The 9,987-nt window shown below is 77.1% G+C and carries 10 protein-coding genes; 6 read left to right on the forward strand and 4 right to left on the reverse strand.

Annotated features, from left to right (window positions below):
• Nucleotides 1-110: 110 nt before the first annotated feature.
• Nucleotides 111-1,502, reverse strand: coding sequence for an MFS transporter (locus ACUN9U_RS17555; RefSeq protein ID WP_445486290.1), 1,392 nt, complete (start codon nt 1,500-1,502; stop codon nt 111-113).
• A gap of 142 nt (nt 1,503-1,644) precedes the next feature.
• Between ACUN9U_RS17555 and ACUN9U_RS17560 the strand changes: the two genes are divergently transcribed.
• Nucleotides 1,645-1,941: a hypothetical protein gene (locus ACUN9U_RS17560; protein ID WP_445486291.1), complete on the forward strand. Its 297-nt coding sequence runs from the start codon at nt 1,645-1,647 to the stop codon at nt 1,939-1,941.
• Nucleotides 1,942-1,963: 22 nt separating this feature from the next.
• Here the strand turns inward: ACUN9U_RS17560 and ACUN9U_RS17565 are convergent, their stop codons facing one another.
• The 3 genes from ACUN9U_RS17565 to purU form a co-directional block, all read right to left on the reverse strand.
• Nucleotides 1,964-2,275, reverse strand: coding sequence for a putative quinol monooxygenase (locus ACUN9U_RS17565; RefSeq protein WP_445486292.1), 312 nt, complete (start codon nt 2,273-2,275; stop codon nt 1,964-1,966).
• A 79-nt stretch (nt 2,276-2,354) separates the two neighbouring features.
• Nucleotides 2,355-2,984, reverse strand: a complete 630-nt coding sequence (locus ACUN9U_RS17570) for a hypothetical protein (protein ID WP_445486293.1) — start codon at nt 2,982-2,984, stop codon at nt 2,355-2,357.
• Nucleotides 2,985-3,042: 58 nt separating this feature from the next.
• On the reverse strand, nt 3,043-3,939 hold the full coding sequence (gene purU, locus ACUN9U_RS17575) for a formyltetrahydrofolate deformylase (RefSeq protein ID WP_445486294.1): 897 nt from the start codon (nt 3,937-3,939) through the stop codon (nt 3,043-3,045).
• A 65-nt stretch (nt 3,940-4,004) separates the two neighbouring features.
• Between purU and ACUN9U_RS17580 the strand changes: the two genes are divergently transcribed.
• The 5 genes from ACUN9U_RS17580 (at nt 4,005) to ACUN9U_RS17600 (ending at nt 9,927) form a co-directional block, all read left to right on the forward strand.
• Nucleotides 4,005-5,315 carry an MFS transporter gene (locus ACUN9U_RS17580; protein WP_445486295.1) on the forward strand — a complete coding sequence of 437 codons (1,311 nt, stop codon included), beginning with the start codon at nt 4,005-4,007 and terminating at the stop codon, nt 5,313-5,315.
• Between the two features lie 165 nt (nt 5,316-5,480).
• The gene (locus ACUN9U_RS17585; RefSeq protein ID WP_445486296.1) at nt 5,481-6,263 is read left to right on the forward strand and encodes an ATP-binding cassette domain-containing protein; all 783 of its coding nucleotides are present in this window, start codon (nt 5,481-5,483) and stop codon (nt 6,261-6,263) included.
• Nucleotides 6,260-7,306, forward strand: a complete 1,047-nt coding sequence (locus ACUN9U_RS17590) for an ABC transporter permease (RefSeq protein ID WP_445486297.1) — start codon at nt 6,260-6,262, stop codon at nt 7,304-7,306. The genes ACUN9U_RS17585 and ACUN9U_RS17590 overlap by 4 nt, the downstream gene beginning before the upstream one ends.
• A 50-nt stretch (nt 7,307-7,356) precedes the next feature.
• A complete protein-coding gene (locus ACUN9U_RS17595; RefSeq protein WP_445486298.1) occupies nt 7,357-8,358 on the forward strand; it encodes an ABC transporter substrate-binding protein in 1,002 nt (333 codons plus the stop codon).
• Nucleotides 8,359-8,454: 96 nt separating this feature from the next.
• Nucleotides 8,455-9,927, forward strand: a complete 1,473-nt coding sequence (locus tag ACUN9U_RS17600; protein WP_445486299.1) for a glucose-6-phosphate dehydrogenase — start codon at nt 8,455-8,457, stop codon at nt 9,925-9,927.
• Nucleotides 9,928-9,987: the final 60 nt, after the last annotated feature.

Genomic DNA, 9,987 nt, shown 5'->3' on the forward strand with positions numbered 1-9,987 from the left:
TCCGCTCCGTCGGGTGGTCCCGGTGCTGGAGACACCCCTGCTCTCGGCAGCACGGGGACCGGCCTTGAGCCTGGGCGGCGCGGTCGGGCGCGCGCGGGTGGCGGGGCATCTCACGCCCTGCCGGCGACCTCGGCCACCTCGGCGGCGCCGCCGGCCCCGGAGGCCTGCGCCGCGCGGGCCCAGGGCCGCTGGGACAGCACCGCGACGAGCACCGCGGCCCCCAGGGCAGCGGCGGCCGACCCGAAGGCCGGTGCGACGCCCGCGCCCTCGATGACCGCGCCCGCGGCCGCCGTGCCCAGGGCCGCGCCCGTGGTGACGGCGGTGGACAGCCACGCCTGCGCCTCGGTGGTGCGCGCCGGTGGTGACAGGGCGTCGACCAGCGCCTGCTGGATGATCAGGCTCGGTGCGATGACGAGCCCCACGAGGAACAGCACGCCCAGCAGCAGCGGCGTGGGCGGGCTGCCCGGTGCGGCCAGCACCAGCGCCACCACGGCCAGGCCGGCGCCGAAGACGCCCAGCGTGAGCGGCAGCAGCCGTGCTCCCGTGCGCTCACCGCTGAGCGCGCCGTAGGTCAGCCCGCCGAGGGTGCTGCCCCCGGCGATGGCGGCGAAGAGCAGGCCCAGCGCGGCGTCGTCGCCGAGCACCGTGCGCGCCGTCGCGGCCAGCGAGGTGTCGGTGGCCCCGAACGCCAGCGCCATCGCCAGGCCGGTGGCCAGCACCGCCAGCAGCGGCGCCGAGCCGAGCAGGGCGGTGCGCGCCGCCGGGGGACGTGGCGCAGGCGCGACGGTGACCGGTGCCGCGGGCGCGCCGGTGACCGGTGCCGCCGGCGCGGACCCGGCGGGAGCCGCGGCCCCACCGGTGGCTGCCCCGCGCTCGTGCGGGCCCAGCCGGGCAGGGCCCGTGGCGGCGTAGCCCAGGCCTCCCACGAGCAGCACCGCGGCGGTGACCAGCAGCGGGCCCGTGGTGGGCAGCGTCACCAGCAGCGCCGAGAGCAGCAGCGGGCCCAGCACGAAGAGGGCCTCCACCGCGGCGGCGTCGAGCGCGTACCCGGCGCGCCGGTGGGCCGGGTCGTGCAGCAGCACCCGCCACGAGGCGCGCATCGCGGCGCTGAACGGCGGGAAGGTCAGGCCCGCACCCAGGGCCGCCGCGCACAGCCACACCGCGTGCGCGCCGCCCGTGGCGGCCAGCGCCAGCACGGCCAGCAGCGCGGCGCTGGCGGTGACGGCCGGGGCCAGCACGCGGGCCTGGGCGCGCACGTCCATCGCCCGGCCCCACACCGGCGCCCCGGCCGCGGTGCCGACGGCGAAGGCGGCCGTCACGGCCCCGGCGGTGGCGTAGGAGCCCGAGGTGCGCTCGACCAGGAGCACCATCCCCAGCGGGGCCATGGCGATGGGCAGCCGCGCCAGGACGGAGGCGGCGAAGGTGAGCAGGGCCCCGGGCCGGCGCAGCACCGCGCCGTACACGGCCGCACCGCGCGCCGGGGCCCCGGCGCGCGTGCTCACCCGAAGAGGCTACGCGGCTGTGGTCGGACCTCAGCGGCCGGGTGAAGCCACTCAGCGTGGACGGACAGCGACCCTGGGTGAGGAGGACGCTCGTCCGCAGAGCGCGGGCACCGGGTCCGCGCGCTCGTGCCCGGAGGTCGCCGTGCTCGTCGCCGGAGGTCCGCCCCCCACCAGCCACGCCGCGGCGCGCGCCGCCGAGGCGGCCGAGCGGACCGCGCCCGCCGGCCGCCCGGCGCCGCCGCAGGCCCCCGCGGTGCCGCCGCGGCCGGTCACGGACACCGTGGAGCTGACCGCCGGCCCGCGGGACCGGGCCACCCCGCCAGCGGGCTCACCGGCGGGATGCCCGGCGCGCGCCGAGGGCCTGCAGCACCTGGCGGAGGTGGCCGGCGCCGGCCGCGGCGCCGCCAGCGGGGCGCTGGGCCTCGACGTCGTGGTCTGAGGCCCGGCGGCCCCGGCAGGCCTCAGACGCCCTCGGCGGTGGTGAACCGGCTCAGCCGCGGCGGGCCCGCCAGCACCTCGCCCAGGCGCGAGGCGCCCTCGGGGGTGCGCCGCCAGGCGCGGTAGGCGTCGTCGTGGGCCAGGGAGGCCCACCGCTCGTGCACGACGAGGTGCGCGGGGTCGTCGACGTCGACGAGGACCTCGCAGCCCAGGCACCCCTCGAAGGCGCGGGTGGCCTCCAGGACCTGGGAGACCACCGCGTGCGCCGCCGCGGGGTCGGCGGCCGCCTCAGCGGACAGCGTGAGCTCGAGCAGGGACGTCACGGTGGTGGCCACGGGCGCCATGGTGCCCGCGGGCGGCGCCGCGCCGCCCGCCGGGCCCCGCCGGGGGCCGCTCAGGCCCGCCGGGGGCCGGTCAGCCCTGCTCGGCCCGGCGCCGGCCGCGCCGGTGCTGCTCGCGCTCGGCCGGCTCCAGGACGGTCTTGCGGGTCCGGCCCGCGCGCTCGTGCTGGACCAGCTGCTCCAGCGCGGCGTCGTCGAGGTCGCCGAGCCGGTCGGCCACCTGGGCGGCCGTGAGGTCGTCGTAGCCCTCGAAGGGCTCCTGCGCGTGGTCGCGCGCCGCCCGGCCCGCCGCGCGCGCGGCGGAGGGGTTGGCGACGTGCTGCTGGCCGGCGCGCGAGCCCTCGGCCTTAGTGCGGTCGGCCTCGCGCCGCTGCTGCGGCGTCATCTCCTCCCACGCCCGCGCGGGCAGGTAGCGCCCCGACGCCCCGCCGTCGCCCCGCTCGGAGCCGCTGCGGGCGCGCGAGGAGCCGTCGGAGGTCTGCCAGTCCTCGTCGGTCCACTGCGACAGGTGCTGCTGGTCGGCGTCCTTGCCGCCGGTGTACCCGCCGCCGTGGGCCTCGTACTCGTGGGCCAGCAGCTGGGCCTTGCGCGCGCTCCACTGGCCCGGGCGGCCGCCGCGGTCACCGGCGGTCACCTCCTCCTTGAGCCGCTCGCGCAGCGCGGGGTCGGTGTACTTCTCCTCCGGGCGGCGCGAAATGCTCACCCGGCGATCCTCGGCGCTGGCCCGTCCCCGCGCGACCGCTCCGCGGGCGGCGCCGGCCTCAGCGGAAGACGACCGTGCGGTGGCCGTCCAGCAGCACCCGGTGCTCGGCGTGCCAGCGCACCGCGCGCGCCAGCACCTGGGCCTCCACGTCCTGGCCGATGGCCTGCAGCTGCGCGACCGCCATGCCGTGGTCGACGCGGTGCACGTCCTGCTCGATGATCGGTCCCTCGTCGAGGTCGGGCGTGACGTAGTGCGCCGTCGCACCGATGATCTTCACGCCGCGCTCGTGGGCCTGCGCGTAGGGCCGCGCGCCCTTGAAGCTGGGCAGGAAGGAGTGGTGGATGTTGATGGCCCGCCCGCTCAGCGCCCGGCACAGCCCCGGGGACAGGATCTGCATGTACCGGGCCAGCACCACCAGCTCCACCCCGAGCTCCTCCACCAGCCCGAGCAGCGCCGCCTCGGCGGCCTCCAGCGAGCCCGGGGCGCCGGCCGGCAGCGACCTGTCCACCGGCAGGTGGTGGAACGGCACGCCGTAGAAGCCCGCCAGCGGCTCCAGGTCGCGGTGGTTGCCGGCCACGGCGACGACGTCGACGGGCAGCTGCCCGGCGCGGGTGCGGAAGAGCAGGTCGTTCAGGCAGTGCCCCGCCCGGGAGACCATCACCAGCGTGCGCAGCGGGCGCCCCGCCACGTCCAGGGTCCAGTCCATGCCGAAGCGCTGGGCCACCGGGGCGAAGGCCCCCCGCAGCGCCGCCTCGTCGAGGTCGGCGCTGACCTGGACGCGCATGTGGAACCTGCCGGTGTCCGGGTCGCCGAACTGCTGGCTGTCGGTGATGTTGCCGCCCAGGTGGGCCAGCACGCCCGTCACCGCGTGGACGATGCCGGGGCCGTCGGGGCAGCTGAGGGCGATGACGTAGTGCGTGGACGGCTGGGCCGGAGCGGCGGGTGCGGCGGACACGACCGACCAGGGTAGCCAGGGCGGGCCGCCGGGTGCCGGGCCGCGCGCCCGCCTAGCGTCAGGGGGTGCCACAGCCCCTGCGCGCGCCCGGCCCGGGCGGCGCGCTCCCGTCCGCGCCCACGTCCGGGCCGCCCGCCCGGCGCACCGGCAGGGGGGCGGCCTCGGGGCTGCCCGTGCTGGCCCTGGCCGTCGTCGTCCTGGTCGCCCTCAACGTCCGCGGTCCGCTGGCGGCCCGGCCGCCCGTCACCGGCGACCTGCGCGCGGACCTCGCCGTCAGCGCCGGGGCGGTGGGCCTGCTCACCACCCTGCCGGTGCTGTGCTTCGGCGCCGCGACGCCGCTGGCCTCCTGGGTGGTGGCCCGCTGGGGTCTGCGCGCGGCCGTCCTCGCGTGCCTGGTGGGCGTGCTGGTCGGCACGCTCGTGCGCTCCGCGGGCGGCTACCCCGCCGCGCTGGCGGGCACCGCGGTGCTCGGGCTGGCCATCACCGTCGGCAACATCGCGATGCCGGTGCTCATCTCCGAGGACTTCCCCGCCTCCGTGGGCCTGGTCACCGCCCTGTACGCCGCGGCCTTCAACGTGGGCAGCACCCTGACCACCGCCGTGACCCCCGTGCTCGCCGCGCCGCTGGGCTGGCGGGGCGCGACGGCGGCGTGGGGGGTGCTGGCCGTGGCGGCCCTCCTCGTGGTCGCGGCGGTCCACCGCCGGCCGCGCGCGAGCAGCGGCTCGCCGCGGGCCGCCGCCCGCACCCCTCGGGAGCGGCCGGAGCCCCACCCCGTGCCGGTGCACCGGCGCGCGACCACGTGGCTGCTCGTCACCGCCTTCGCGGGGCAGTCCTTCAGCTACTACGGCACCACCGCCTGGCTGCCGGAGCTGCTGGCCGACAGGCTCGGCGCCGCCCCCGAGGCCGCCGGGGTCGGTGCGGCGGTCTTCCAGGTGGCCGCGGTGGCCGGGGCCTTCGGGGTGCCGGCGGTGCTGCGCGCCACCGGGCGCCCGCGCATCGCGCTCTGGCTGGTCTGCGCGGGGTGGGCGACCCTGCCGCTGGGCCTGCTGCTCGCGCCGGGGCTGTGGTGGGCCTGGGCCGCGCTCGCGGGGGCCGCCCAGGGCGGCGGGATCACCGTCATCCTCGTCGCCGCCGTCTCCCGCGGCCGGGAGGTGCGCGCCGGCCGGCCCGGCGGCCCCGCCGACGTCCGCGCCGCCTCGGCCCTGGTGCAGGGAGGGGGCTACCTGGCGGGGGCCCTGGGCCCGGTGGTGGTGGGCGCCGCCCACGACGCCTCCGGCGGGTGGACGGTGCCGCTGCTGGTGCTGCTGGCGTCCGTCACCGCGCTGCTGGCCGCCGGGACGGCGGGCGTGCCGCGCCGCGAGGCCGCCCCGGCCTGAGCGCCTCCGGCGCGCGAGGCCGGCGGCCCACCGCGCCTCGCGCCAGGTGACGACTAGGTCACAGAACGCGCCCCCCGGGCCGTTCCGAGGTGCCGGCCGGCGCCGTCGCTGCCACGGTCGTGCAGCCGCGCCGGCCGACCGCGCCGACCGGCGGAGGAGGCGCGTGTGGCGCTGCTGGAGGCGCGCGGGGTGCGCAAGGCCTACGGCCACGTGCAGGTGCTGCACGGGGTCGACTTCGAGGCGGAGGCCGGTCGGGTCACCGCCCTCATCGGGGACAACGGGGCCGGCAAGAGCACCCTGGTCAAGATCCTCTCGGGCGCCCTCGCGCCGGACGCCGGCGAGCTGCGGCTGCGGGACCGGCCGGTGCGGCTGACCTCCCCGGAGCACGCGCGCTCCCTGGGCGTGGAGACCGTCTACCAGGACCTCGCGCTGGCGCCTGAGCTCGGCCCCGCCGAGAACGTCTTCGCCGGGCGCGAGCTGCTCCGGCCCGGCCTGCTGGGCCGCCTGGGCGTGCTGGACAAGAAGACGATGCGCGCCCGCGCCCAGGAGGCCTTCACCTCCATGGGCACCGACGTCAAGGACCTCGACGCGGTCGTCGCCGCCCTCTCCGGAGGCCAGCGCCAGTCCGTGGCCATCTGCCGCGCGGTGATGTGGGCCAAGGACCTCGTCTTCCTCGACGAGCCCACCGCGGCCCTGGGCGTGCGGCAGACCGGCAAGGTGCTCGAGCTGGTGCGGCGCGTGGCGGACTCCGGGGTCGGCGTCGTGCTGATCTCCCACAACATGACGGAGGTGCTGGAGGTGGCCGACACCGTGCAGGTGCTGCGCCTGGGCCGGAGGGTGGCCTCGCTACCCGCCCGGGGCACCACCGTGGCCGACCTGGTCGGCGCCATGACCGGGGCGCTGGACACCCCCGTCGCCGACGCGCGCGCCGAGGGGGGCGCGCGGTGAGCGCCACCGACGCCGGCGCGCCGCCGCCGCCCGCCCAGACCCCGCCGCAGCCGCCCGCCCCGACCTCGGCCTCGCTGCCCGCCTGGCGCAGGGCGCTGTCCTCCTCCCCGGCGTACATGTTCGTCGTGCTGCTGGTGCTGGTCGGCGTGTTCTCCCTGCTGGCCCCCGAGACCTTCCCCACGGCCGCCAACGGCCGCAACGTGCTCACCGACGTCGCCGTGCTGCTGGTGATGGCCGTCGGCACCACCTACGTGCTCGTGGCCGGCGGCTTCGACCTCTCCCAGGGCTCGGTGCTCGTGTTCTCCGGCGTCGCCGCCGCCAAGACCATGGAGGCCCTCGGCGGGCAGGGGGCCGGCACCGTGCTCGTCGGGGTGGCGGTCGGGCTGGCCGCCGGCACGGCGTGGGGGCTCGTCAACGGCCTGGTCATCACCAGGCTAGGCGTCCCCGCCCTGATCACCACGCTGGGCTCCACCGGCGCGGCCCTCGGGGCGGCGCAGCTGCTCTCGAACGGCACCGACGTGCGCACCGTGCCCGACGCCCTGATCTCGGTGGCGGTGCAGCGCCCCCTCACCCTGAGCTGGCTGGTGTGGGTGGCCGCGCTGGTCGCCGTCGTCGGCGGCCTGGTGCTGGCCACCACCCGCTACGGGCGGCACACCCAGCTCATCGGCTCCAACGCCGAGTCCGCCCGGCGCGCGGGCATCGCCGTGGACCGGCACACCGCGTCGCTGTACGTCCTCAACGGCGCCCTGGCGGGGCTGGCGGGGCTGATGTCCCTCACCCGCTTCGCCACCACCACCATCAGCGGCCACACCACCGACGGCCTGCAGGTCATCACCGGCGTCGTGCTCGGCGGCACCAGCCTGTTCGGCGGGGTGGGCACGGTCCTGGGCACCGTCATCGGCATGTTCATCCCCGGCGTGCTCAACAACGGCTTCGTCGTGCTCAACGTGCAGGCCTTCTGGCAGCAGGTGGCCGTCGGCGTCGTGCTCGTGGTCGCGGTGTACGTCGACCAGCTCAAGCGGCGCCGCCGCAACGCCGCGTGACGCGCGGCCCCCGACCCAGCCCCACCCCTCGGCAGACCGGAGACACCCCCGTGAAGACCACCCCCCTCGCGGCGCGCCGCCCGCTGCGCGCCGCGGCGCTGGCCGCCACCGCCGTCCTCGCCCTGAGCGCCTGCGGCGGCTCCGGGTCCGGCGGGGGCTCCGGCGACGACGACCGCCTCTCGGTGGTCTACGTGCCCGGGCTCACCGGCAACCCCTTCTACAACACCGTCGGCTGCGGCGGTGCGGCCAAGGCCGCCGAGCTCGGGGTCGACTTCCAGGTGCAGGGCAGTCCCGAGTTCGACGTCGCCCGGCAGACGGCCATCGTCAACGCCGTGGTGGCCGACGCCCCCGACGCGCTGATGATCTCGGTCACCGACTCCACCGCCATGAAGCTGCCGCTGGCCGAGGCCAAGGCCGCCGGGATCGACGTCATCACCATCGACGGCGACCTGGAGGACAAGGGCATCGCCCTGACCAACATCCAGTCGGACAACGAGGAGGGCGGTGCCCTGGCCGCCGAGAACCTCGCCCAGCTGGTGGGCGGGAAGGGCGCGGTGCTCGGCATCAACCAGAGCCCCGGCAACCCCATCGGCGAGGCCCGCGAGAAGGGCTTCAAGGACAAGCTGGCCGAGTACCCGGGCATGACCTACCTCGAGACGCAGTACTCGGAGAACTCCACCGCCACCGCGGCGCAGATCGCCTCCGCCGCCGCGACCTCCAACGCCGACCTCGTCGGCGTCTACACGATGTCGACCAACAACACCGAGGGCGCCATCACCGGCGTCCGCGAGGCCGGCAAGACCGGTGTCGTGCGGGTGGTGGGCTACGACACCTCCGAGCCGATCCTGCAGGCCCTGGAGGACGGCACCGTCGACGGCGTGGTGGTCCAGTACCCCTACGGCGAGGGCGAGATGGGCGTGCAGAGCGCCGTGGACGCCAGCCAGGGGAAGGACGTGCCGCGCGAGCAGACCGCGCCGTTCGTCTTCGCCACCCCGGAGAACCAGGCCTCCGAGGAGGTCCAGCGGTACGTCTACAAGACCGAGTGCTCCTGAGCCCCGGCCGCGGCGCGCCGGCTGCCGCCCCGCTCCCGCCCCGACCCGGGGGCGGGAGCGGGCGCAGCGCGGCCGAGCCGCATACGGTGGCTGCTCGTGACCGACGCCTCGTCCGAGACCTCCGCCGCTGACCAGGGGGCGGCGACGCCCACCGCGGTCTCCACCCCCACCGTCTTCGTCCTGTTCGGCGCCACCGGCGACCTCGCGGCGCGGATGGTGCTGCCCGCCTTCGGCGCGCTGGCCAAGCACGGTCTGCTGCCGGACAACTGGCGCCTCATCGGCAACGGCCGCGGCCACCAGAGCCACGACGAGTTCCGCGAGCACGTCAAGAAGGTGCTCGACGAGGCGAAGACCGGCCTGAGCGGCCGGCAGTGGCGCGGGTTCTCCTCCTCGCTGCGCTTCGCCGGCGGCGGCTTCTCCGAGGACGACCCGGGCGAGCTGGCCGACGTCGTCGCCGAGGCGAAGGACGACCTCGGCGGTGGCGACGACGTCCAGCTGGTCCACTACATCGCCCTGCCGCCCTCGACGTTCGAGGCGTACACGAGGGCCCTGGACGCGCACGGCCTGGCCGAGGGCGCGCGCGTGGTCTACGAGAAGCCCTTCGGCACCGACTCCGACAGCTTCGAGCGCCTCGACGAGCTGGTGCTGTCGATCTTCCCCGAGGAGCGGGTCTTCAGGATCGACCACTTCCTGGGCAAGGAGGCCACCCAGCAGCTGCACGTGCTGCGCTTCAACAACCGCCTGCTGGAGCAGGTCTGGAACCGCTACCACGTGGCAGCGGTGCAGATCGACATCCCCGAGACCCTGGGGGTGAGCAACCGCGCCGGCTTCTACGACGAGACCGGCGCCACGCTGGACATGCTCGTCACCCACCAGCTGCAGGTGGCCGCCGAGGTGGCCCTGGAGCCCCCGGCGGACGGCTCGCCGGAGGCGCTGCTGGAGGCCCGCGAGGCGGTGCTCAAGGACTTCCGCCCCATGGACCCCTCCGAGGCCGTGCTCGGGCAGGTCGAGGGCTACCGCGACATCGAGGGGGTCGAGGACGACTCCCAGACCGACACCTTCGTCGCCGCGCGGGTGTGGGTGGACAACGACAGGTGGGAGGGCGTGCCCTTCCTGCTGCGCACCGGCAAGCAGCTCAAGGAGAGCCACCAGCACGTCACCCTGGTGCTGCGCCGCCCGCAGACCCGCGGCTTCGGGGAGCGCCCGCCGCGCCCGGAGACCATCGCGTTCTCCCTGGCCGGCAACGGCACCGTGGCCGCCACCGTCACCGCGCAGCGCCCCGGCGCCCCCGGCGACCTCGTGGCCGGGTCGCTCCTGCTGGACCTGGAGGACCTGCCGCGCGCCGAGCCGCTGCCGGCCTACGCCTCGCTGCTGCGCGACGTGCTCGCCGGTGACCGGGCGCTGTTCACCACGGCCACGGGGCTGCGCGAGGCGTGGCGCGTGGCCGCCCCGCTGCTGGAGAACCGCCCGCCGGTGCAGCCGTACGCGCCCGGCTCCTGGGGACCCGACGCGGCCCGGGAGATCGCGGCCCCGCACGGCTGGCTCTCCCAGGACTCCCTGGACGGCTGACCCGCCACCCCCACCCCGTCCGTGGTCGTGGGGGGGGGGGGGGGGGGGGGGGGGGGGGGG

It is taken from the genome of Quadrisphaera sp. KR29, from assembly GCF_052644995.1.